Raw genomic sequence first — 22277 nt, 5'->3', positions numbered from 1 at the left:
AGCAGGCTCAGCGGGCGCTGATCTCGTGGACGAAGTCGGTCAGCCGGGCCACCTGGCCGGGGTCGGTCGAGGGCAGCACGCCGTGGCCGAGGTTGAACACGTGGCCCTCGGCGGCGCGCCCGGCCTCGACGACCGCGCGGGCCCGCTTCTCGACGACCTCCCACGGCGCCAGCAGGACCGCCGGGTCGAGGTTGCCCTGCAGCGCCCTGCCCGCGCCGACGCGCCGCGCCGCCTCGTCGAGCGGCACCCGCCAGTCGACCCCGACGACGTCGGCCCCGGCCTCGCCCATGATCGGCAGCAGCTCGCCGGTGCCGACCCCGAAATGGATGCGCGGCACGCCGAGCTCTTCGAGCCCGGCGAAGATCCTGCTCGTGTACGGCAGCACGAACTCGCGGTAGTCGCCGGGCGCCACCGCCCCGACCCACGAGTCGAACAGCTGGAGCGCCGAGGCGCCCGCGTCGGCCTGGACCTTGAGCCAGGCCAGCGTGATGACGGTCAGCCGGTCCATGAGGGAGTGCCACAGGTCCGGCGCGCCGTACATCATGGCCTTGGTGTGGTCGTGGTTCTTCGAGGGCCCGCCCTCGATCAGGTAGGACGCGAGGGTGAACGGCCCGCCGGCGAACCCGATCAGCGGAGTCGCGCCGAGCTCCCTGGTCAGCTCGGTGACCGCCTCGGTGATGTAGGGGACGTCGACCGGCTCCAGCGGGCGCAGCCGCTCGATCGCGGCCGCGTCGCGGATCGGGTCGGCGACCACGGGGCCCACGCCGGGCTTGATGTCGATGTCGATCCCGATGGCCTTGAGCGGCACCACGATGTCGCTGAAGAAGACGGCCGCGTCGACGCCGTAGCGGCGGACCGGCTGCATCGTGATCTCCACGACCAGGTCGGGGGTCGCGCACGCGGCGAGCATCTCGGTGCCCTCGCGGACCTTGCGGTATTCGGGCAGCGAGCGACCGGCCTGACGCATGAACCAGACGGGCGTGTGGGGCACTGGCTGGCGGCGGCAGGCCAGCAGGAAAGGCGACTCGGCCAGCTGGGGATTCACCCGTCCAGAGTCCCACGTTCACAGGCCGGTCCGTGCCACGACCCCGGGTACAGGACCACCCAATGATCGGTATCGTTGGGCCCTCGCGACACCCCGGTCAAACGCCCCGCGAGCGCCGCTCTAGGCAAAGTGTTCGCCAAATGGGGCTCCGGCATCGATTCCAATACCACTTTCGAGACACGCCGAGCGCGATGCGGGGTTTTGTCGGCGCGACGTGCCACCGTCGGACGCACCGGTTCCGATGAAAGGGCGATGACTTCGATGTGGAGTTCCCCCGAACACCGCACTGAGCGGTGTGCCTCCTGCGACGCCGAGCGCCAGTTCACTCAGCCGCCCTGCGACGAGGGCCACGAGGTGTGCCCCGAGTGGTCGTGCGTGAACTGCGGGAGCGCGCTGTTCTTCGGGGAGGGTTCGCCACACGAGCAGGAGCCGGCGCCCGGCCGGCCGCGTCTCGCCCTTGCGGTGGCGGCGGCTTGATCACCACCGATGACCGCGACGACCTCCCCCCTGCTCCGTCTCGTCCCACGACCCGCCTGCGCGCCCGTCATGTCCACCGGTGACCGCCCGGGGCCGCCCGAGGCGTTCGCCCGTGCCCTGGCGACGCTGCGTCCGGCGACCGTACGCCCCGAGATCGAGCTTGAGGACATCCCGGCTCCGCAGCGGCTGGCCCCCTATTCGGGCGCCGTGGGCGCGTCGGTCTACCGCGACGACGACGAACTGGCCATGGGCCGGCTCATCATGCTGTTCGACCCCGACGGCCAGCGCGGCTGGGAGGGCCCGTTCCGGCTGGTCGCCTACGTCCGCGCCGACATGGAGCCGGAGATCACCTCCGACCCCCTGCTCGGCCCGGTGGCGTGGAGCTGGCTGACCGACGCGCTGGAGACCCACGGCGCGGGCTTCGCCGCCGCGGGAGGTACGGTTACGAGAGCGGTGTCGGAGGGTTTCGGGAACAAGGACAACGATCCCGTCACGACTGAGCTGGAACTGCGCGCGTCATGGTCGCCGCTCGACGAGGATCTTTCCGCGCACGTCGCCGCCTGGTGCGACCTGATGTGCATCGCCGCGGGGATTCCCCCCCTGCCACCCGACGTCACGGCCCTGCGGCCGAGACGCACCGAAGAAGAGACAGACCGGAAGACCAGTACGTGACCGATGAGACAGCCGTTCAGCCTCTGCTGGAACCACGCGAAGGGATTCCGCCCGTCATAGCGGAGGCCGCCGACCTCGCGGCGGCCGTAGACGCGTTCGCGGGCGGGACCGGCCCGGTGGCCGTCGACGCCGAGAGGGCGTCCGGCTACCGCTACAGCGGCCGGGCCTACCTCGTGCAGCTCCGGCGGGCGGGCAGTGGGAGCGCGCTCATCGACCCGATCGCCTGCCCCGACCTGTCCGGCCTCGACGCCGCGCTGTCCGGCGCCGAGGTCGTGCTCCACGCCGCCACCCAGGACCTGCCCTGCCTGGCCGAGATCGGTTTCCGCCCGCGACGCCTGTTCGACACTGAGCTGGCCGGCCGGCTGCTCGGCTACGAACGCGTCGGCCTCGGCACCATGGTCGAGGTCGTCCTGGGCTTCGGCCTGGTGAAGGGCCACTCGGCCGCCGACTGGTCGACCCGCCCGCTCCCCGAGGACTGGCTCCGCTACGCCGCCCTCGACGTCGAGGTCCTGATCGAGCTGCGCGACGCCCTCCACGCCGAGCTGACCGAGACCGGCAAGCTCGACTGGGCGCTGGAGGAGTTCGCCGCCATCCTCACCGCCCCCTCGGCTCCCCCGCGCACCGACCCGTGGCGGCGCACCAGCGGCATCCACCGCGTCCGCGCGCTGCGCGGCCTGGCGGTCGTGCGCGAGCTGTGGACCCTCCGCGACTCCCTGGCCCGGGAGACCGACCTCGCCCCGGGCCGCGTGCTGCCCGACTCGGCGATCGTCCAGGCGGCCCTCGACCAGCCCCGCACGACCAAGGCGCTGACCGAGATCCCGCCGTTCACCGGCCGCAGCGCCCGCCGCCACCTGCGCGAATGGCTCGCCGCCATCACCCGCGGCCGCACGATGCCCGAGAGCGAGCTCCCCCAGCCTCTCGGCCCCGGCGACGGCCCGCCCCCGGCCAACCGCTGGGCCGACCGCGACCCGGCCGCCGCCAAACGCCTGGCCGCCGCCCGCGCGGTCGTCGCCGCCCTGGCCGACGAACACCGCATGCCGACCGAGAACCTCCTCCAGCCCGACGCGGTCCGCCGGCTGACCTGGGAGCCCCCGGAAGACCTCGACGAGGAGGCCCTGGCCGAGCGCCTGCGGGCACTGGGCGCCCGCGAGTGGCAGATCAGCCTGGCGGCCCACCCGATGTCCCGAGCGCTCCAACGCCTTGAGACTAAAGGCGAGATCTAGGACCTGTTTCTTGGATGGGGTGCGGAGCCAAATGACGGCGTTGCGACAGTGACCGTGCCGACAAAAATGTAACCGCGTTCGTCATAGCGGGTGGCCATGCCCGTCCTCAGTGGACCGATTGTTTCTGGTCAGCAAAGTCGAGGATCGCGTGTCGGATCTCTTGATGGCGCAGGTGGGAGCAGTCGGCTTAGGACTGTGGTTCCATCGTGCACCCGAAAGCCACCGACCGGCACAGCGATGCCAGCCATTCCCTTGCCGACCTCTGAAAGACTTCACTACAGAGACACCTGAAGCCTCCCTTTCGTTGCGATATTCCGAGGCCCGGTTCAGGTAACCTTCAAGCTAAAACCGAATCGCTTCGTCTGTACTTTCTTCCCGGCCGAATTCTCCGCCTCCGCGTACACGTCCCTATTAGAGAAATATTGCACGCACCCCGCCGGACGCGCTGCGATAACAACGTTATAGGAAACGATGAGCTGGTCGGGAGCGGTGGAAGCGACGGGTGACGGTGCAGTGGTCGAAGGGTTCCGCGCCGCCGGACCGCCAACCAGCCCAGGGCCAGACTTGGTCGCTATCCCATTGGCATCGACGCATGTCGCCGATGAGTTCACCACCCATATAGACACAGAGCGCAGTCCACTTTCCTTGTCGACCGCCCCGGCTATCAGAGTGATAGTGCCAGGCTTCACGATTCTGTCGAGGTCACAGCAGTCTGGAGTGATCGTTTCCGGACTGGACTGCGACGGGGCCCCAGGCTGCACCGGGATGTTGTGCGCGTCGAGCCCGAGCGTGGGCGGCGTGACATCAGGCGTGGCCGGGTTGACTTGATTCGGGCATGCGGCAATAAACGGCACCACAAGCAATAAAGCTAGGACGCGCATTATCTTCAAGGTCACCGAAATACCCTTCGCCTGTAATCGCACCTTCTGTAAGAGTGTTTTTCACACCACCCGAGGTCAAGCCTCCCTGGGGGCCACAACCCCATGGCCGCGACTTTGCCCATATCGACAGTCACTGGAATTCTGGCCATATGGAAACGCTCGCCCCTGGAGACAACTCCGGAGGCGAGCGCAGCGTTCGAAGGCACGGCCCCAGCAGCGGGACACCGTCGAGCGGGCTATGAGCGGAGCCACACCGCCGTGTCCTGGGGCAGGCCGCCGTCCAGCGGGCCGCTCGACAGGACGACCTCGCCGGTCAGCGGGACCGTCGCCGCGCCCAGGTTGACCACGCAGGTGAACCCGTCGCCCCGGCTGAAGGCGATCACCTCGTCGCCTTGGTCGAGCCAGGTGAACGCGCCCCCGCGCGGGCGGGCGGCGATGGCGCGCTTGTAGAGGTTCAAGGTCGAGCCGGGGTCGGACCGCTGGGCCTCCACGGTGAGCGGGGCCCAGGTGGTCGGCTGGGGCAGCCAGGTCGACTCCCCTTCGGTGAAGCCGTAGGGCTTGGCCGTACCGGACCAGGGGATGGGGACGCGGCAGCCGTCGCGGCCGAGGCGGGCGCCGGCGGTGCGGTGGAAGACGGGGTCGTCGCGGAAGTTGTCGGCGATGTCGATGACCTCGGGGAGGCCGAGCTCCTCGCCCTGGTAGACGTAGGCCGAGCCGGGGAGGGCGAGCAGCAGCAGCGCCGCCGCGCGGGCCCGGCGGGTGCCCAGGTCCAGGTCGACGTCGAGGTCGCGGGTGGCCAGCGGGCCGCCGCCGTAGCGGGTGACGGGGCGCACCACGTCGTGGTTGCTGATCACCCAGGGGGCGACGACGTCGGACTCGGCGGCCAGGCCGATCGAGGTCGTGATGGTGTGCTTGAGGGCCGCGGCGTCCCAGGCGGTCTGGAACAGGAAGAAGTTGAAGGCCTGCGGCATGCCGCCGGGGCGGAAGTAGGGCTCCAGGTGGGTGATCTCGGTGCCCCAGAACTCGCCCACCGCCGTGCGCTCGCCGGGGAAGACGTCGGGCGGGTAGGAGTCGAGGATGGCCCGCCACGAGGCGTAGTGGCCGATGAGCTCGGGCCGGTGGAACCACGGCGAGGGCCGGTCGGACGGGGCCGGGTCGGCCACGTCGGGCAGCGAGGGGTCCTTGAACAGGCCGTGGGCCACGTCGACCCGCAGCCCGGCCACGCCCCGGTCGAGCCAGAACCGGATGACCTTCTCGAACATCGCCGGGACGGCCGGGTTCTGCCAGTTGAAGTCGGGCTGGGAGGAGTCGAACAGGTGCAGGTACCACTGGCCGTCCTCGACCTGCGTCCAGGCCGGGCCGCCGAAGATCGACTGCCAGTTGTTGGGCTTGTCGCGGAACATGAACAGGTCGCGCTCGGGGCTGCCCCGGCCGGCCTCCAGGGCGGCCTGGAAGGCGGGGTGGGCCGAGGAGCAGTGGTTGGGCACGATGTCGACGATCACCCGGATGCCGCGCTCGGCCGCCGCCGCGACGAAGGCGTCGAAGTCGGCCAGGGTGCCGAAGCGGGGGTCGACGTCGCAGTAGTCGGCCACGTCGTAGCCGCCGTCGGCCAGGGGCGAGGGGTAGAAGGGCGAGAACCAGACGGCCTCGACGCCGAGGTCGGCCAGATAGGGCAGCCGGGCGAGCGCCCCGGCGAAGTCGCCGGTGCCGTCGCCGTCGCCGTCGGCGAAGCTGCGCGGGTAGACCTGGTAAACGACTGCGTCACGCCACCACTGACTCAACACGTACTCCCTTTTGGCTGGTCGTTTGCCTAGTTAATCAGGTACCGTGCGGAAAGCGCTTTCCAGTCACGAGGAGCAACACATGACCGAGCTCGGCGTGGTGATGAACGGGGTCACCGGGCGGATGGGATACCGGCAGCATCTGGTGCGGTCGGTGCTGGCGATCAACGCCGGGGGCGGGGTGACCCTCGCCGACGGGAGGCGGGTGCGGCTGCGGCCGGTCCTGGTCGGCCGCAGCGAGGCCAAGCTCCAGGACCTCGCGGCGCGGCACGACATCGCCGACTGGACCACCGACCTCGACACGGCCCTGTCCGACGCGGCCAACACGATCTACTTCGACGCCCAGATCACCCAGGCGCGGGTCGCCGCGACCCGGAAGGCCATCGCGGCGGGCAAGCACGTCTACTGCGAGAAGCCGACCGCCGAGACCTCCGCCGAGGCCCTCGACCTGGCGCGGGAGGCCGAGACGGCGGGGGTCAAGAACGGCGTCGTCCAGGACAAACTGTTCCTGCCGGGCCTGCTGAAGCTGAAGCGGCTGATCGACGGCGGTTTCTTCGGGCGGATCCTGTCCGTCCGCGGCGAGTTCGGCTACTGGGTGTTCGAGGGCGACTGGCAGGCCGCCCAGCGCCCGTCGTGGAACTACCGCGCCGACGACGGCGGCGGGATCACGCTCGACATGTTCCCCCACTGGGCCTATGTGCTGGAGAACCTGTTCGGCCCGGTGAACTCCGTGTACGCCCACGTCACGACCCACATCCCGGAGCGCTGGGACGAGCGCGGCCAGGCCTACAAGGCGACCGCCGACGACGCCGCGTACGCGATCTTCGAACTCGGCGGCGGCGCGGTCGCGCAGATCAACTCGTCGTGGGCGGTCCGGGTGAACCGCGACGAGCTGGTGGAGTTCCAGGTCGACGGCACCCACGGCAGCGCGGTCGCCGGGCTGCGCAACTGCCGCGTACAGCACCGGAGCGCCACTCCCAAGCCGGTCTGGAACCCCGACCTGCCCGCCACGGCCGACTTCCGCGACGGCTGGCAGGAGGTCCCCGACAACACCGAGTTCGACAACGGCTTCAAGGTCCAGTGGGAGCGGTTCGTCCGCCACGTGGCCGACGACGAGCCGTTCCCCTACACCCTGCGCTCGGGCGCGCGCGGGGTCCTGCTCGCCGAGCTCGGCCTGCGCTCGGCGGCCGAGGGCCGCAGGGTCGCGGTGACCTCGTGAAGAGCTTCAAGAGCCGGGTCGTGTACGCCGCCGCGCACGTCGTGGCCGACCCCCTCGCCGACAACACCCCCGGCAGACCGGCCGCGGTCGACTGGGAGGCCACGCTGCGGTTCCGCCGCCACCTGTGGTCCCACGGGTTCCGCGTCGCCGACGCCATGGACACCGCCCAGCGCAACGCCGGTCTCGACTGGGCCGCGACCCGTGAGCTGATCAGGCTGAGCGCGGCCGAGGCCCCCGGCCTGGTGGCGTGCGGCGCCGGGACCGACCAGCTGACCGGCCCCCACGACCTGGCCGGCGTCCTCGACGCCTACCTGGAGCAGATCGCCACCGTCCAGGAGGCCGGCGCCGGGGTGATCATCATGGCGTCCCGCCAGCTCGCGGCGCTCGCGCGGCACCCGGAGGACTACCACACGGTCTACGGCCGCCTGCTGGCCGAGGTCGACCGCCCGGCGATCCTCCACTGGCTCGGCGAGATGTTCGACCCGAACCTGGCGGGCTACTGGGGTTCCGCCGACATCGAGAAGGCGACCGCCGAGTTCCTGACCCTGGTCAGGGAGAACGCCGGCAGGATCGAGGGCGTGAAGGTCTCGCTCCTCGACGAGGACCACGAGATCGCCCTGCGGGCCGCGCTCCCCGAGGGGGTGCGTCTCTACACCGGCGACGACTTCAACTATCCGTCGCTGATCAAGTCGGGCTCCCACGCGCTGCTCGGCATCTTCGACGCCATCGCCCCCGCCGCCTCGGCCGCGCTCACCGCCCTCGACGACGGCGACCTGGCGGCGTACGACCGCATCATGGCCCCGACCGTCGACCTGTCCAGGAAGATCTTCGAGGCCCCCACCTTCCACTACAAGACCGGCCTGGTCTTCCTGGCCTGGCTCAACGGCCACCAGGACGCCTTCGTCATGATCAACGGCGCCCAGGCGGCCCGGTCGCTCCCCCACCTGATCGAGGTCCACCGCCTGGCCGAGCGCGCCGGCCTGATCGCCGACCCCGACCTCGCCGCCGCCCGCCTGCGGTCGCTGAAGGCGGTGTACGGCCGGTGACGCTGTCCCTGAACCAGTGGACCACCAGGCGCTGGACCGTCCGCGAGGCCGTGGACGGCTGCGCCCGGCACGGCGTCGAGGCCATCGGCCTGTGGCGGCAGAACGTCGCCGAGCAGGGCCTGGCCGAGTCGGTGAGGCTCGTTCGCGACGCGGGCCTGCGCGTCTCCTCCCTCTGCCGGGGCGGCTTCCTGACCGGCGGCGACGCCCTCGACGACAACCGCCGCGCCATCGACGAGGCGGCGGCGCTGAACGCCTCCTGCCTGGTCATGGTCGTCGGCGGCCTCCCGGGCGTGGTCCCCGGCGAACCCCTGGGGGAGATCTCCAGGGACCTCCCCGCCGCGCGGGCCAGGGTCGCGGAGTCCCTCCAGGTCCTCGCCCCCTACGCCGCCGAGGCCGGGGTACGTCTGGCGCTCGAACCCCTCCACCCCGTCTACTGCGCCGACCGGGCCGTCCTCAGCACCCTGAAGCAGGCCAACGACCTGGCCGAGCCCTTCGGCAACGTCGGGGTGGTCGTCGACACCTTCCACGTGTGGTGGGACCCGGAGGTCCTCGCCGAGATCGCCCGCGCCAAGATCTTCAGCTACCAGGTCTGCGACTTCCTGGTCCCGCTCCCGGCCGACGTCCTGCTGGGCCGGGGCATGATGGGCGACGGCGTGATCGACTTCGGCCCGCTGACCGAGGCGGTCCGCAAGGCCGGGTACGACGGCGACATCGAGGTCGAGATCTTCAACGCCGACGTCTGGGCGAGGGACCCCGACGAGGTCATGGCGGAGATGGTCAGCCGCTACGCGCGATGGATCGAACCCACTCCCGGGCTCCCGGGATGACCTCCTCCAGCGGCTCGACATCGGGATGCCAGGCCTTCTCCCACTCCAGGGAAACCCATCCCGGATAGCCGCGCAGCAGGCCGGCGACGACGTCCAGCGGCACCTCCCCCAGCCCCATCGGCCGGGGCGTGGTGCCGGCGGCGTCCTTGATCTGGACGTACGCGAGATGCCCCCGGAGCGCCTCGAAGGTGGCGGCCGGGTCTTCGCCGTTCCGCCAGGGATGGAGGACGTCCCAGATCGCCCCGGCGGCGTCGGGCCTGGCGAACCGGTCGAGGAGCGCCCCCACGGCGGCCCCGGTCGGCATGTGGTCGTGGGTCTCGACCAGCACGCGGGCCCGCGTCTCCCCCGCGACCGCCTCCAGCCGCCGCAGCGCGGCCTCGACGTCCCGCCCGCCGGGGAACACCCGGACCCCGAGCGCCCCGAACCGGTCGGCGAGCGCGAGCTGCTCCCGCAGGGCGGCGACCACGGCGTCGTCGGGCCCGGGTTCGGCGATCCTGACGTATCCGCAGACGGCGACCACCTCCAGACCGGCCTCCCTGGGGTCGCGGTCCAGCGGCATGTCCTCGTGCAGCCGCAGTTCGAGCCCGTCGACGTGATGGCGCACGGCCACCTCGACCGCCTCGGACAGCGACGCCCCCGGCAGCCCGAGGGTGCTGATCGCGAATCTCATCGCGCCCGCACGCTCTCTCTGATCACGACCTCGCCCTCGACGTGCACCACCGACGGGCCGGCGTCCCCGGAGAGGGCCAGTTCCACCGCGCGCGCCCCGATCTCGGCCAGCGGCAGCCGCACGGTCGTCAGGGCCGGGACCAGGTCGCGCAGGGTCGCGATGTCGTCGAAGCCCGCGAGGGAGAGGTCGTCGGGCACCCGCAGGCCCCGGTCGCGGAACGCCGCGAGCGCGCCCACCGCCATCACGTCGTTGACCGCGAACACGCAGGTCACGCCAGGGTTGATGGACGCCGCTGCGGCGTAGCCGCCGTCGCGGTCGAAGGGGCCGTGGATGATCTGCGGGGAGAGACCGGGGAGCGCCGCCGCGAACCCTTCGCAGCGGTCGGCCGCGGTGATCAGCCGGGGCGGCCCGGCGAGGATCGCGAACTCCCGGTGCCCCATCGCCTTCAGCGCCTCGGCCAGCGCGGCGGCGCCCGAGCGGTTGGCCACGGCGACGGTGTCCGTACCGAGAAGATCCTGGCCGATGACCGCGACCCGGCCGCCCCCGGCCCGGTAGCGCTCCAGCTCGGTCCGCAGCGCGGCGGCGGAGGGGTCGTCCACCCGCGACCCGGCGAGGATCACCGCCCGCGCCCGCTGCGCCCCGAGCGAGGACACGTAGGCGATCTCCTTCACGGGATCGCGGTGGGTCGTCCCCACCATGACCACCATCCCGTGTGCCTCCGCCGCCCGCACCGCCCCGTCGGCGATGGCCGCGAAATAGGGGTCGACCAGGTCGTGGACGACCAGCCCGATCACGTTCCCCGCCCCACGGGCGAGCGTCTGCGCCGCCACGTTGGTGCGGTAGCCCAGTTCGGCCGCCGCCTGCTCCACCCTCTCCCGGAGCCCCGCCCCGACCTGCCGGGCGCTGCCGTTGAGCACCCGCGAGGCGGTCGCGAGGGACACCCCGGCATGGCGTGCGACGTCTTCCAGCGTGACCACGAGCTGACACCCTTCCGGAAAGCGATTTCCCAGTATGCCGCACCACCGGCTAGTTACTCACGAGTAGCATTGGGGTGTCAGCCCACGCACATAGGGAGATACCGTGCCCGCGTCACGTGAAGTCGTCTTCGTCGACGGCGTTCGCACGCCGTTCGGCAAGTCGGGGCCCAAGGGCCTCTACGCCGAGACCAGGGCGGACGATCTGGTCGTCCGCGTCATTCGCGAACTGCTGCGCCGCAATCCGTCGCTGCCGCCCGAGCGGGTCGACGAGGTCGCCATCGCGGCCACCACCCAGATCGGCGACCAGGGTCTCACCATCGGCCGGTCGGCCTCGATCCTGGCCGGGCTGCCCAAGACCGTTCCCGGTTACGCCGTCGACCGCATGTGCGCGGGGGCGATGACGGCCGTGACGACCGTCGCGGGCGGGATCTCCTTCGGGGCCTACGACGTCGCCATCGCGGGCGGCGTCGAGCACATGGGCCGCCACCCGATGGGCGAGGGGGTCGACCCCAACCCCCGGTTCCTGTCCGAGGGGCTGGTCGACGCCTCCGCCCTGGTCATGGGCATGACGGCGGAGAACCTGCACGACCGCTACCCGACGATCACCAAGCAGCGGGCCGACGCCTACGCCGTGCTGTCGCAGGAGCGGGCCGCCAAGGCCTACGCCGACGGGGTGATCCAGCCCGACCTGGTGCCGATGGCCACCCGCAAGGCCGCCGAGGGCTGGGGGCTGGCGACGGCCGACGAGGCCATGCGGCCCGGCACCTCCATGGACGGGCTGGCCACGCTGAAGACGCCCTTCCGGCCCCACGGCAACGTGACGGCGGGCAACGCCTCCGGCATCAACGACGGCGCGACCGGCTGCGTCCTCGCCGCCGAAGACGTGGCGGCCGAGCTGGGGCTGACCCCCCGGATGCGGCTGGTCTCCTACGCCTTCGCCGGGGTCGACCCCGAGCTGATGGGCGTCGGGCCGATCCCCTCGACCGAGCGGGCCCTGCGGCTGGCCGGGCTGACCATCGGGGACATCGGCCTGATCGAGATCAACGAGGCCTTCGCCGTGCAGGTGCTGGCCTTCCTGGAGCACTTCGGCATCGCCGACGACGACGCCCGGGTCAACCCCTACGGCGGCGCCATCGCCTACGGCCACCCGCTCGCCTCCAGCGGCGTGCGGCTGATGACGCAGCTGTCGCGGGGCCTGGCCGAGCGCCCCGGCGTCCGCTACGGCATCACCACCATGTGCGTCGGCCTGGGCATGGGCGGCACCGTCGTATGGGAGAACCTCACCAAGGAGAACGGCGCATGAGCGAACTCGTCACCCACGCCCTGGTCCGTGACGTGGAACTCCCCTACGGCGCGGGCACGATGGCGCTGATCACCCTCGACAACGGCGAGGACCACACCAAGCCGAACACCTTCGGCGAGGGCGGCCTCAACGAGCTGAAGAACGCGCTCGACGCGATCGCCGAGCGCACCGACCTGACCGCCGTCGGGGTCACCGGCAAGCCGTTCATCTTCGCGGTGGGGGCCGACCTCAAGGAGGCGGGCTCCATCTCGTCCCGGGAGCAGGCCCACCTGGTGGGGCAGCTCGGCCACAGCGTGTTCCGGCGGCTCGGCGAGCTGGGCGTCCCGTCGTTCGCGTTCGTGAACGGCGCCGCGATGGGCGGCGGGCTGGAGCTGGCGCTCCACTGCGCGTACCGGACGATCTCCTCCGGCGTCCCGGCGGTCGCCTTCCCCGAGTGCTTCCTCGGGCTGGTGCCGGGCTGGGGCGGGACCTACCTGACGCCCCGGCTGATCGGGCCGGAGAAGGCGGTCAGGCTGATCGTCGAGAACCCGCTGTCGCAGAACCGCATGATCAAGGGGCCGGAGGCCTACGGGCTCGGCCTCGCCGACGCGATGTTCGAGCCGGCCGACTTCCTGGAGGAGTCGCTGCGCTGGGCCGCCAGGGTGGTCAACGGCGACGTCGTGGTCGACCGGGCCGACCACGAGGCGGCCGACTGGACGCCCGTGATCGAGCAGGCCCGCGGCCTGGTGGACCTCAAGCTGCGGGGGGCCGCGCCGGCTCCGTACCGGGCTCTGGAGCTCATCGGGAAGGCCCGCACGAGCGACCGCGACACCGGTTTCGCGGCCGAGGACGACGCGCTGGCCGATCTCATCATGAGCGACGAGCTGCGGGCCGGCCTCTACGCCTTCGACCTGACCCAGCGGCGGGCCAAGAAGCCCGCCGGGGTGCCGCAGGTGCCGGGCCGGGCGGTCACCAAGATCGGCGTGGTCGGCGCGGGGCTGATGGCCTCGCAGTTCGCGCTGCTGTTCGCGCGGCGGCTGCAGGTGCCGGTCGTGCTGACCGACCTCGACCAGGAGCGCGTCGACAAGGGCGTCGGCTACGTGCACCAGGAGGTCGACAAGCTCCAGGCCAAGGGGCGGATCACCGCCGACCAGGCCACCCGGCTGAAGAAGCTGGTCACCGGGTCGCTGACCAAGGAGGCGTTCGCCGACGCCGACTTCGTCATCGAGGCGGTGTTCGAGGACCTGAAGGTGAAGCAGACGGTGTTCGCCGAGGTCGAGGAGGTCGTCTCCGACACCTGCGTGCTGGCGACCAACACCTCGTCCCTGTCGGTCACCGAGATGGCCTCCCAGCTCCGCCACCCCGAGCGGGTCGTCGGGTTCCACTTCTTCAACCCGGTCGCGGTCATGCCGCTGCTGGAGATCGTGCGCGGCGACCAGACCGACGACGCGACCGTCGCGACCGCGTTCACCGTGGCCAAGACGCTGCGCAAGTCGGCCGTGCTGGTCAAGGACGCGCCCGCGTTCGTGGTGAACCGGCTGCTCACCCGGTTCATGGGAGAGGTGCTGGCCGCGGTCGACACCGGCACCGCCGCCGACGTGGCCGACCACGCGCTCGATGAACTCGGCCTGCCGATGACCCCGTTCACGCTGCTGCAACTGGTCGGACCGGCGGTCGCGCTGCACGTCGCCGAGACGATGAACACCGCCTACCCCGACCGGTTCCCGGTCTCGGCGGCCCTGGCCACGATGGTCTCCACCGGCGGCGACATGCTCCACCCGGGGCCGGGCGAGGTGTCGAACGCGCGGCAGGTGCGCGAGCGGGCGCTGCGCGGGCTGGCCGAGGAGATCCGCATCATGCTCGACGAGGGCGTCGTCTCCGCGCCGCAGGACATCGACCTGTGCCTGATCCTCGGCGCGGGCTGGCCGTTCCACCTGGGCGGCATCACGCCCTACCTCGACCGGACGGGCATCTCGGAGGCGGTCAACGGAGCCCGGTTCCTCCCCTAGGCTCCCGTGATGTGCGGGAACTGCTGCTCGGAATCGGCCTCGGCCTCGGCGCCGGGGTCGCGCCGGGCGCGCTGCTCGGCCTGGTCATCACCGCGAGTCTCCGCGGGGGTTTCCCGGCCGGGCTGCGCATGGCGTGCGTCCCGCTGCTGTCGGACCTGCCCGTCGTGGTGCTGTCGATCGTGCTCGCGGGCGCGCTCCCGTCCCCTCTGCTGCGGGGTCTGTCCGTGGCCGGGGGCCTGTACGTGGTCTACCTCGGCGCCGAGGCCTTCCTGGCGGCCCGCACGGCCACCCCGCCGACGCCCGGCGAGAAGGTGCCGTCGCAGGTCGGCAGGGGCGTGCTGGTCAACCTGCTGAACCCCCACCCGTGGCTGTTCTGGATCACCGTGGGCGGCCCGCTGGTCGTGGCCGCCTGGGAGTCGGGTCCCGGCCGCGCCGCCGCGTTCATGATCGGCTTCTATCTGCTGCTCGTCGGCGCGAAGGTGGTCCTGGCCGCGCTCGTCTCCGCCGGACGGCACCGCCTCAGCCCGCGCGCCTACCGGACGACCCTGGCGGCGAGCGGCCTGCTGCTGGCCGCCGCCGGGGTCTGGCTGGTCGTCCAGGGCGTGACCGGATAGCCGCTGGGCAGAAGGACGGGATGTTCGACGCCGTGGACCAGATCCTCGAATGGCTGACCACCCAGAGCCCCGTTCTCGTCGCCCTCGTCATCCTCCTGTACGTCGCCCTGGAAGGCCTGCTGCTCGTCGGCGTGATCGTCCCGGGAGACCTGTCCCTGATCATCGCCGGGACGACGGTCGACAGCGTCGCGGAGGGCCCGCTGGTCGTCGCGGGCGGGCTGGGCGGGGTCGCGATCAGCGCGTTCTCCGGCCACTGGATCGGCAGCCACTTCGGCCCCCGCGTCCGCGCGAGCAGGGTGGGCCGCTGGGTCGGCGAGCCGAAGTGGAAACAGGCCGAGGAGGTGCTCCAGGGCAGCGGCTGGCTGATCTCGCTGACCTATTTCGTCCCTGGCCTGAACGCCCTGACCCCCGTTCTGGCCGGGATCCTCGGCATGCCGCGCCGCCGGTTCGGCTTCTGGGCCATGCTCGGCGGCGCGATCTGGGTCGTCGGCTACGTGACGATCGGCGCGCTCGCCGGTGAGGCGGCCCGCCAGAACGAGGGGCTGATCATGCCGATCGCGGCCGGCGTCGCGGTGGTCGCGGCCACGATCGGCTTCGTGATGAAGAAGGTCGTCAACCGCCGTTAGAAGTCGACGGCGGCCCGGCGGCGCAGGGCGTCGGACAGCTCGCCCGCCAGGTCGATCGCGGTGAGCCCCGCGTCGGCCATGATCTTCGGGCGCTTGGCGTGGTCGAGGAACTCCTGCGCCAGGCCGAAGTTGCGCACCGGCACGTCGATGTCGTGGTCGCGCAGCAGCCGCGAGACGGCGTCGCCGACCGCGCCGACGCGGCCGTTGTCCTCGACGACCGCGACCAGCTTGTGGGCCGACGCCAGCAGGGTCAGCGACTCGTCGAGCGGCTTGACCCAGCGCGGGTCGACCACCGTGGCGGAGACGCCCTGGGCGGCCAGCAGCCCGGCGGCGTCGAGGCACATCTCGGCCATCGGGCCGACCGCGACGATCAGCACGTCGGGCTCGCCCTCGCCCTCGTGGAGCAGCTCCATCGAGCCGATCTCACCGATCGCCTCGACCTCCTTGACCAGGCCGCCCTTGGGGAAACGCACCACCGTCGGGCCGTCGGTGACGTCGAGGGCCTCGCCGAACAGCTCGCGCAGCCGCACCGCGTCGCGCGGCACCGCGACCTGGAGGCCGGGCACGACCTGGAGGATCGACAGGTCCCACATGCCGTTGTGGCTCGCGCCGTCGTCGCCGGTCACCCCGGCCCGGTCGAGAACCACGGTCACCGGGAGGCGGTGGAGCGCGACGTCCATCAGCAGCTGGTCGAAGGCGCGGTTGAGGAACGTCGCGTAGACCGCGACCACCGGCTTCAGGCCGCCGACGCACAGGCCCGCCGCGCTGGTCAGGGCGTGTTGCTCGGCGATGCCGACGTCGAAGATGCGGTCGGGGTAGAGGGCGGCGAAGTCGGCCAGGCCGGTCGGGTGGAGCATCGCGGCGGTGATGGCGACCACGTCGGGGCGCTCGGCGCCGACGCGGACCATCTCGTCGCTGAACACGTTGGTCCAGCCGAGCTGCTTGGGGCGCTCCTCGCCGGTGACGATGTCGAAGGGCTGGGGCGCGTGGAAGCAGTCTTCGTCGTGGTTCTCGGCCGGTTCGTAGCCCTGGCCCTTCTTCGTCACGACGTGGACGATGACCGGGCCGCCGTAGGCCTTGGCCTTGCGGAGCGCGGCCTCCATGGCGGGCTCGTCGTGGCCGTCGATCGGGCCGACGTATTTGATGCCGAGGTCCTCGAACATGACCTGGGGGGCCAGGACGTCCTTGAGGCCCTTCTTGATGCCGTGGAGGGTGTCGTAGAGGACCGGCACGTTGCCGAACTTGTCCTTGACGAACTCCAGGACCTGCTCGTAGCTCTGGGTGACCCGGAGCTTGGACAGGTGGGTGGCCAGGCCGCCGATCGTCGGGGAGTAGGAGCGGCCGTTGTCGTTGACCACGATGACCAGCGGCAGGTCCTTGGTCAGCGCGATGTTGTTGAGGGCCTCCCAGGCCATGCCCCCGGTGAGGGCGCCGTCGCCGATCACCGCGACGACCGTGCGGTCGCTGCCGGTCAGGCGGAACGCCTTGGCGATGCCGTCGCCCCAGGACAGGGCGGTGGAGGCGTGGGAGTTCTCCACGATGTCGTGGACCGACTCGGCGCGGCTCGGGTAGCCCGACAGGCCGCCCTCCTGGCGCAGGCCGTCGAACTGGTCGGCGCGGCCGGTCAGCATCTTGTGGACATAGGACTGGTGGCCGGTGTCCCAGACGATCCGGTCGTGGGGCGAGTCGAAGACCCGGTGGAGGGCGATGGTCAGCTCGACCACTCCCAGGTTGGGACCGAGGTGGCCGCCCGCCTTCGAATTCGCGACGGAGCGGACCAGCAGGTCACGGATCTCCTCGGCGAGCCGGGGCAGCTCGCTCGCGTCGAGTGCTTTGAGGTCGGTCGGTCCGCTCAGGGACTCCAGAAGGCCCACTGCGATTCCTTTCCCGTTCGCCGTCGAACAGTAGGAGTGTAGTTCGACTGTGCCCGGCTTCCGCTTTCAAGGCCTGGAGAATCCCTTTACGGGTGGTTGACTTGTCCCGTACTCTCCTGGATTCGTGCGAAAAATCATTTCCTTACTGGTCGCGGGCATGCTCGCGCCTCTCCTGGCGCCCGGAACGGTCCACGCACGGCCTGTTCCGACCGGCCTGTCCGCTCTGACGAAGAACCCGATCTACACGACCGGCAAGCTGCCGGTCCGGTCGTGTCCCGAATATGCCGAGGAGATCCCCGACTACCTCACCGCGGAGAACTACCTCCGCGAGGGCGCTGAGTGCCTCGACGCCACGTGGACCTCCTACTTCAAGAAGGCCAAGCTCCCGTTCCGCACGCCGAGCATGGAGTTCATCAACAAGTCCTCGGTCAAGACCCGCGCCTGCGGCAAGATGGACGGCTTCTGGGGCGGCGCCTACTGCCAGGACACCCAGGGCATCGTGGTCATGGTCGACGGCTGGATGCTCGAGTACGAGGGCACGCCCTTCCTCTTCTACGTGCTGGCCCACGAGTACGGCCACCACGTCCAGCACCGTGCGGGGATCGTCAAGGCCCACGACAAGCTGGCCCCCAAGGACACCCAGAAGGCCTACCGCTGGGACGCCCGCCTCGAACTCCAGGCCGACTGCCTGTCGGGGGCGTTCCTGCGCAGCATCTGGACCTCCACCGGGCGCGACTCCTACGACTGGAAGGAGTTGCTGACCTACATCAAGGAGGACATGGGCGACCCCGTGCACGGCACCGGCAAGAGCCGGGCGGCCTGGACGGACAGGGGCTTCAAGGCCGGTTCGCCGAGCGCCTGCAACACCTACAAGGCCCCGGCCTCACAGGTGGCCTGACCTGCGGTGAGGCGGTCATCCCCGGGGGGTGACCGCCGTAAATATCCGTATTTACCCGACTTTACTCGCCAATAAGACCTGCAATATGGTCTGCAGACCATGCGAATTCCCCTGATCGCACTGGCCTCCGGCGCGCTCTCCGTCCTCTTCGTGACGGGCTCCGCCGCTCAGGCCGCACCCTCTCCCCCGCCCCTGGCCGCCGCCCCGTCGACGCAGGCCGCACCGGCCCCGTTGGCCGCGCCCGCCGCCGCGCGGCGCGGGTTCCCCACCGTGCTGACGAAGAACCGGCTCTACCGGTCGGGCGCCGTCGACTCCTTCACCTGCTCGCCGGGCACGCCACGCAAGGGCAGCGCGAACTCCCTGAAGGCGTACCTGCTCCAGGTCGCGCGCTGCGTCAACGCCATGTACGCCCGGCAGTTCCGGGTGGCCGGCCTCAGCTACCGGGTGCCGAAGATCGTGATCCGCGCCAGCGGCACCAGGACGCCGTGCGGCAAGCTCACCAACACCTACACCGCGCACTACTGCCCCTCGTCGCAGACCATCTACCAGTTCCTGCCGAAGTCCCAGATCCGCGACCCGTGGGGCCTGACGCTGGCCAAGACCATGGCCCACGAGATCGGCCACCACGCGCAGCAGCGGGCCGGGATCGTCCCGAGCTTCAACCGGCTGTACGCGCAGGCGCGCACCAAGACGGCCCGCGACTACCTGAGCCACCGGGTCGAGCAGCAGGCCGAGTGCATGGCCGGAGTCTTCCTCGGCGCGGTGCAGGAGAGCCTGCCGGTCGTGTTCGAGGAGTGGGACCAGGTCGTCGACTGGGCCGCCAAGCACGCCTCAGACACCGTCCACGGCAAGGGCCGCAACCAGGCCTTCTGGCTGGAGCGCGGCTTCGACTCGCAGTCCTTCCAGGCCTGCAACACCTGGACCGCCTCCAACGCCCGCGTGGCCTAGTCCTCCCGTAACAGACGATCCGGTACGGGAGCGGCTGACTATCCTGATGCGATGGCGCCCTCCCGTACCGAACCGGACCTGTCGTTCCTGCTCGACCACACCAGCCATGTGCTGCGGACCCGGATGGCGGCGGCGCTGGCCGAGATCGGGCTGACCGCCCGGATGCACTGCGTGCTCGTCCACGCCGTCGAGGAGGAGCGCACCCAGGCCCAGCTCGCCGAGATCGGCGACATGGACAAGACCACGATGGTGGTCACGGTCGACGCCCTGGAGCAGGCCGGCCTGGCCGAGCGCCGGCCGTCGAGCACCGACCGCCGGGCGCGCATCATCGCGGTGACCGAGAAGGGCGCCGAGGCCGCCCGCGACAGCATGCGGATCGCCGACCGCGTCCACCGCGAGGTGCTCGAAGCGCTCCCCGGCGACGACGCGCGGACGCTCGTGCGCCTGCTCACCCGCCTGACCGAAGGCCTTCTGGCCACCCCCGTCGAAGCCCCGCAGAACGCCCGGCGGGCCCGCCAGCGCGTCAATTAGGTCCGTTGAGGATCGTCTACAACAAAACTATCTGCTACGGTCGCTTCTGTTCCCCCTCGAACAGGAGACGACCGTGTCCCGTTGGCTCGCGTTGGCGGTTCTGTCCGCCGCCATGCTGATGACCATCCTCGACGGCAGCATCGTGACCGTGGCGCTGCCCGCCATCCAGCACGACCTCGGCTTCTCCCCGGCCGACCTGAGCTGGACCGTCAACGCCTACCTCATCCCCTTCGGCGGGCTGCTGCTGCTGTCCGGGCGGCTGGGCGACCTGATCGGGCGCAAACGCGTGTTCCTGGCCGGGAACGCCGTGTTCGTCGCGGCGTCGCTGCTGGCGGGGCTGGCCGGCAGCCCGGGACTGCTCATCGCCGCCCGGTTCCTCCAGGGCGCCGGCAGCGCGCTGGCCTCCTCGGTGGTGCTCGGCATCCTGGTGACGCTGTTCACCGAACCGGGCGAACGTGCCAGGGCGATCGGCGTGTTCAGCTTCACCGGCGCGGCGGGGGCCTCCATCGGCCAGGTCCTCGGCGGGGTGCTCACCGACGCGCTCGACTGGCACTGGATCTTCTTCATCAACGTGCCGATCGGGCTGGCCACGATCCTGCTGGCGGTCAGGGCGCTGCCCGCCGAGCGCGGCGCGGGCCTGTCGGCCGGGGCCGACGTCGCCGGGGCGGCGCTGGTCACCGGCGGGCTGATGCTGGGCGTCTACACCGTGGTCGGGATCGAAGGGCGCGGCGGCGGGGAGAGCCTCGTCCTCGGGGCGGTGGCGCTGCTGCTGCTGGCCGGGTTCTTCGTGCGCCAGGCGACCGCGCGCACCCCGCTCATGCCGCTGCGGATCCTCCGGTCCCGCAACGTGTCGGGCGCCAACCTGGTGCAGATCCTCGCGCTGTCGGCGATGTTCGCCTTCCAGATCCTGGTCGCCCTCTACATGCAGCGGGTCCTCGGGTACGGCGCCCTCGCCACCGGGCTGGCCATGCTGCCCGCGGCGGTGGCCATCGGCGGGGTGTCGCTGTTCGTCTCGGCGCGGCTCAACGACCGGTTCGGGGCCCGTGCGGTGCTGCTCGCCGGGCTGGTGCTGCTGGCCGCCGCGATGGGGTGGCTGACCCGGGTGCCGGTCGACGCCGACTACGTCACCGACCTGCTGCCGGTGATGCTGCTCATCGCCGGGGGCGGGCTGGTGCTGCCCGCCCTGACGAACCTCGGCATGTCCGACGCCCGGGAGGACGACGCCGGGCTGGCCTCGGGCCTGTTCAACACCACGCAGCAGATCGGCATGGCGCTCGGCGTGGCGGTGCTGTCGACGCTGGCGGCCGGGCGGACCGACGACCTGCTGGGCGAGGGGGCGTCCGGGCCCGCCGCGCTGACCGGCGGATATCAGCTCGCGTTCACGGTGTCGGCGGGCCTGCTCGCGGTGGCCTTCGCGGTCGCCTTCGCGGTGCTGCGCCCGGTCAGCCGCTCATCCGCGCGAGGACCTCGAGCGGGTCGGCGAGTACTTTCGTGAAGGCCAGCTCGGCGGCCCCGACCAGCGTCGCGTCGTCGCCGAGCTCCGAGGTGCGCAGCCGCAGGGTCTCCCGCAGCGCGGGGTGGGTGGCCAGGTTGAGGCGGCTGCGGACCTGCGCGGCCGAGCCGAGATAGATCTCGCGCAGCGTGCCGCCGAAGATGACGACCTCGGGGTTGAAGACGTTCACCAGGTTGGCGACGCCGATGCCGAGCCAGTCGCCCACGCGGTGGAGCGCGTCCTGAGCGATTATGTCGCCGCGGTCGGCCGCCTCGACGACCGCGTGGATGCCGTCGCGGCCACGCCCGGCCGCGAGCCGGTGGATGCCGGAGCTGCCGGCGTGCTCCAGCAGCGCCCGCTCCCCCACCTCGGCCTCCAGGCAGCCGTGGGAACCGCAGCCGCAGGCCCGGCCGCCGGGGTTGACCACCATGTGGCCGACCTCGCCGCCGTAGCCGGCCGCGCCGCCGAGGAGCTGGCCGTTGACCACGATGCCGCCGCCGATGCCGACGTCGCCGTGCATGTAGACGAGGTCGCGGCAGCCGGTGCCGGTGCCCCGGGTGTGTTCGGCCAGGGCGCCCAGGTTGGCGTCGTTGCCGACGGCGACCGGCAGGCCGAGCGCCAGCTTCTTGGACAGCTCCTCACCGAACGGGCCGTCCTCCATCTCCAGGTTGGGGCTGAAGCGGACCAGGCCGTCGGACTTGCGCACCGCGCCGCAGAACGCCGCCGCCGCGCCGACGCAGACGGTGTCGGCCCTGGTCTTGCGGTGCATCTGGCGGGCGAACCCGGCCAGCGTGGCGACCGACTCGCCGAGATCGAACGCGCCGCGCGGGCGCACCGCCCAGCGCCGGTCGAGGATGACCCCGCCCAAGCCGACGCGGGCGGCGACCAACCGGTCGACGCCCACGTCGAAGGCGAGCACGTAGACCCGCGAGGACTCGGGCCGGACCACCAGCGACGGGCGGCCGGCCCGGCCGGTCTCCCTGGGCAGTTCCTCGCGCACCAGCCCGGCCGCGGTGAGGTCGGCCGTCAGCGCCATGATGGTGCTGCGGTTCAGCCCCATCCGGCTGGTCAGTTCGGCACGCGAGGTCGGACCGCCGAGGTGGACGTGGCGCAGCAGGGTGCCGAGGTTGTGCCTGCGGATCTCCTCCTGAGAGGGACCTGCGCGCAGCATGCGTCCTGCCTCTG

Annotated in this window: 20 protein-coding genes; 13 read left to right on the top strand and 7 right to left on the bottom strand. The window is 71.3% G+C overall.

Going from position 1 to position 22277, the window contains the following annotated elements; genetic code table 11:
• Positions 1-7: 7 nt before the first annotated feature.
• On the bottom strand, positions 8-1045 hold the full coding sequence (hemE, locus tag AW270_RS07275; protein WP_061291990.1) for a uroporphyrinogen decarboxylase: 1038 nt from the start codon (positions 1043-1045) through the stop codon (positions 8-10).
• Between the two features lie 546 nt (positions 1046-1591).
• Between hemE and AW270_RS07265 the strand changes: the two genes are divergently transcribed.
• Both AW270_RS07265 and AW270_RS07260 read left to right on the top strand, forming a co-directional pair.
• A complete protein-coding gene (locus AW270_RS07265; RefSeq protein ID WP_061292414.1) occupies positions 1592-2194 on the top strand; it encodes a DUF3000 domain-containing protein in 603 nt (200 codons plus the stop codon).
• Complete coding sequence (locus AW270_RS07260) at positions 2191-3417, top strand: HRDC domain-containing protein (protein ID WP_061291986.1); 1227 nt, start codon at positions 2191-2193, stop codon at positions 3415-3417. Before AW270_RS07265 ends, AW270_RS07260 begins: the two co-directional genes overlap by 4 nt.
• A gap of 326 nt (positions 3418-3743) precedes the next feature.
• Here the strand turns inward: AW270_RS07260 and AW270_RS38540 are convergent, their stop codons facing one another.
• Positions 3744-4340: a hypothetical protein gene (locus AW270_RS38540; RefSeq protein ID WP_157521746.1), complete on the bottom strand. Its 597-nt coding sequence runs from the start codon at positions 4338-4340 to the stop codon at positions 3744-3746.
• A gap of 194 nt (positions 4341-4534) precedes the next feature.
• Positions 4535-6082, bottom strand: a complete 1548-nt coding sequence (locus tag AW270_RS07255; protein ID WP_061291984.1) for an alpha-amylase family glycosyl hydrolase — start codon at positions 6080-6082, stop codon at positions 4535-4537.
• A 79-nt stretch (positions 6083-6161) separates the two neighbouring features.
• Between AW270_RS07255 and AW270_RS07250 the strand changes: the two genes are divergently transcribed.
• From AW270_RS07250 to AW270_RS07240, 3 genes are read left to right on the top strand one after another with little or no spacing between them, the layout of a single operon-like run.
• Positions 6162-7298 (top strand): Gfo/Idh/MocA family protein, encoded by a 1137-nt coding sequence (locus tag AW270_RS07250; RefSeq protein WP_061291982.1) that lies wholly within the window; start codon positions 6162-6164, stop codon positions 7296-7298.
• Positions 7295-8344 carry a DUF993 family protein gene (locus tag AW270_RS07245; RefSeq protein ID WP_082801368.1) on the top strand — a complete coding sequence of 350 codons (1050 nt, stop codon included), beginning with the start codon at positions 7295-7297 and terminating at the stop codon, positions 8342-8344. The genes AW270_RS07250 and AW270_RS07245 overlap by 4 nt, the downstream gene beginning before the upstream one ends.
• Entirely contained in the window at positions 8341-9171 is an 831-nt protein-coding gene (locus AW270_RS07240; RefSeq protein WP_061291980.1) for a sugar phosphate isomerase/epimerase family protein, read from the top strand. Before AW270_RS07245 ends, AW270_RS07240 begins: the two co-directional genes overlap by 4 nt.
• Here AW270_RS07240 and AW270_RS07235 read toward each other — a convergent pair.
• Positions 9122-9841, bottom strand: a complete 720-nt coding sequence (locus tag AW270_RS07235) for a sugar phosphate isomerase/epimerase family protein (RefSeq protein WP_061291978.1) — start codon at positions 9839-9841, stop codon at positions 9122-9124. The two genes, AW270_RS07240 and AW270_RS07235, sit on opposite strands and share 50 nt — an antisense overlap.
• Entirely contained in the window at positions 9838-10818 is a 981-nt protein-coding gene (locus tag AW270_RS07230) for a LacI family DNA-binding transcriptional regulator (protein ID WP_061291976.1), read from the bottom strand. Before AW270_RS07230 ends, AW270_RS07235 begins: the two co-directional genes overlap by 4 nt.
• A 103-nt stretch (positions 10819-10921) precedes the next feature.
• On the opposite strand from AW270_RS07230, the gene AW270_RS07225 reads away from it, so the two are divergent.
• The 4 genes from AW270_RS07225 to AW270_RS07210 are packed head-to-tail and all read left to right on the top strand — an operon-like array spanning position 10922 to position 15349.
• Positions 10922-12121: a thiolase family protein gene (locus AW270_RS07225; protein ID WP_061291974.1), complete on the top strand. Its 1200-nt coding sequence runs from the start codon at positions 10922-10924 to the stop codon at positions 12119-12121.
• Positions 12088-14109, top strand: a complete 2022-nt coding sequence (locus AW270_RS07220) for a 3-hydroxyacyl-CoA dehydrogenase NAD-binding domain-containing protein (RefSeq protein ID WP_061291972.1) — start codon at positions 12088-12090, stop codon at positions 14107-14109. The genes AW270_RS07225 and AW270_RS07220 overlap by 34 nt, the downstream gene beginning before the upstream one ends.
• 11 nt (positions 14110-14120) lie before the next feature.
• A complete protein-coding gene (locus AW270_RS07215; RefSeq protein WP_061291970.1) occupies positions 14121-14723 on the top strand; it encodes a LysE family translocator in 603 nt (200 codons plus the stop codon).
• Between the two features lie 20 nt (positions 14724-14743).
• Positions 14744-15349, top strand: coding sequence for a DedA family protein (locus tag AW270_RS07210; protein WP_061291969.1), 606 nt, complete (start codon positions 14744-14746; stop codon positions 15347-15349).
• On the opposite strand, the gene dxs is transcribed toward AW270_RS07210, so the two are convergent.
• Entirely contained in the window at positions 15346-17223 is a 1878-nt protein-coding gene (dxs, locus tag AW270_RS07205; protein WP_061291967.1) for a 1-deoxy-D-xylulose-5-phosphate synthase, read from the bottom strand. The two genes, AW270_RS07210 and dxs, sit on opposite strands and share 4 nt — an antisense overlap.
• A 124-nt stretch (positions 17224-17347) precedes the next feature.
• Here dxs and AW270_RS07200 point away from each other — a divergent pair, with 124 nt between their 5' ends.
• From AW270_RS07200 to AW270_RS07185, 4 genes are all read left to right on the top strand, one after another.
• Positions 17348-18121 (top strand): neutral zinc metallopeptidase, encoded by a 774-nt coding sequence (locus AW270_RS07200; protein WP_157521745.1) that lies wholly within the window; start codon positions 17348-17350, stop codon positions 18119-18121.
• Positions 18122-18220: 99 nt separating this feature from the next.
• The gene (locus AW270_RS07195; RefSeq protein WP_061291961.1) at positions 18221-19069 is read left to right on the top strand and encodes a neutral zinc metallopeptidase; all 849 of its coding nucleotides are present in this window, start codon (positions 18221-18223) and stop codon (positions 19067-19069) included.
• 51 nt (positions 19070-19120) lie between these two features.
• Positions 19121-19600, top strand: coding sequence for a MarR family winged helix-turn-helix transcriptional regulator (locus tag AW270_RS07190; RefSeq protein WP_061291959.1), 480 nt, complete (start codon positions 19121-19123; stop codon positions 19598-19600).
• 73 nt (positions 19601-19673) lie between these two features.
• Positions 19674-21095: an MFS transporter gene (locus AW270_RS07185; RefSeq protein WP_245674598.1), complete on the top strand. Its 1422-nt coding sequence runs from the start codon at positions 19674-19676 to the stop codon at positions 21093-21095.
• Here the strand turns inward: AW270_RS07185 and AW270_RS07180 are convergent.
• Positions 21043-22263 (bottom strand): ROK family transcriptional regulator, encoded by a 1221-nt coding sequence (locus tag AW270_RS07180; RefSeq protein WP_061291958.1) that lies wholly within the window; start codon positions 22261-22263, stop codon positions 21043-21045. The genes AW270_RS07185 and AW270_RS07180 overlap by 53 nt on opposite strands.
• Positions 22264-22277: the final 14 nt, after the last annotated feature.

Source organism: Herbidospora cretacea, from assembly GCF_001570605.1.
Classification (GTDB): Bacteria; Actinomycetota; Actinomycetes; order Streptosporangiales; family Streptosporangiaceae; genus Herbidospora; species Herbidospora cretacea.
The sequence above is the reverse complement of the archived record's forward strand: the minus strand, read 5'-3'. Positions and strand labels throughout refer to the sequence as shown.

Bases quoted from the DNA above. Each gene is read 5' to 3' on its own strand.
- AW270_RS07265 (WP_061292414.1), top strand. From the start codon at position 1,592: ATGTCCACCGGTGACCGCCCGGGGCCGCCCGAGGCGTTCGCCCGTGCC.
- AW270_RS07250 (WP_061291982.1), top strand. From the start codon at position 6,162: ATGACCGAGCTCGGCGTGGTGATGAACGGGGTCACCGGGCGGATGGGA.
- AW270_RS07235 (WP_061291978.1), bottom strand. From the start codon at position 9,841: ATGAGATTCGCGATCAGCACCCTCGGGCTGCCGGGGGCGTCGCTGTCC.
- AW270_RS07220 (WP_061291972.1), top strand. From the start codon at position 12,088: ATGGGAGAACCTCACCAAGGAGAACGGCGCATGAGCGAACTCGTCACC.
- AW270_RS07210 (WP_061291969.1), top strand. From the start codon at position 14,744: ATGTTCGACGCCGTGGACCAGATCCTCGAATGGCTGACCACCCAGAGC.
- AW270_RS07195 (WP_061291961.1), top strand. From the start codon at position 18,221: ATGCGAATTCCCCTGATCGCACTGGCCTCCGGCGCGCTCTCCGTCCTC.
- AW270_RS07190 (WP_061291959.1), top strand. From the start codon at position 19,121: ATGGCGCCCTCCCGTACCGAACCGGACCTGTCGTTCCTGCTCGACCAC.
- AW270_RS07180 (WP_061291958.1), bottom strand. From the start codon at position 22,263: ATGCTGCGCGCAGGTCCCTCTCAGGAGGAGATCCGCAGGCACAACCTC.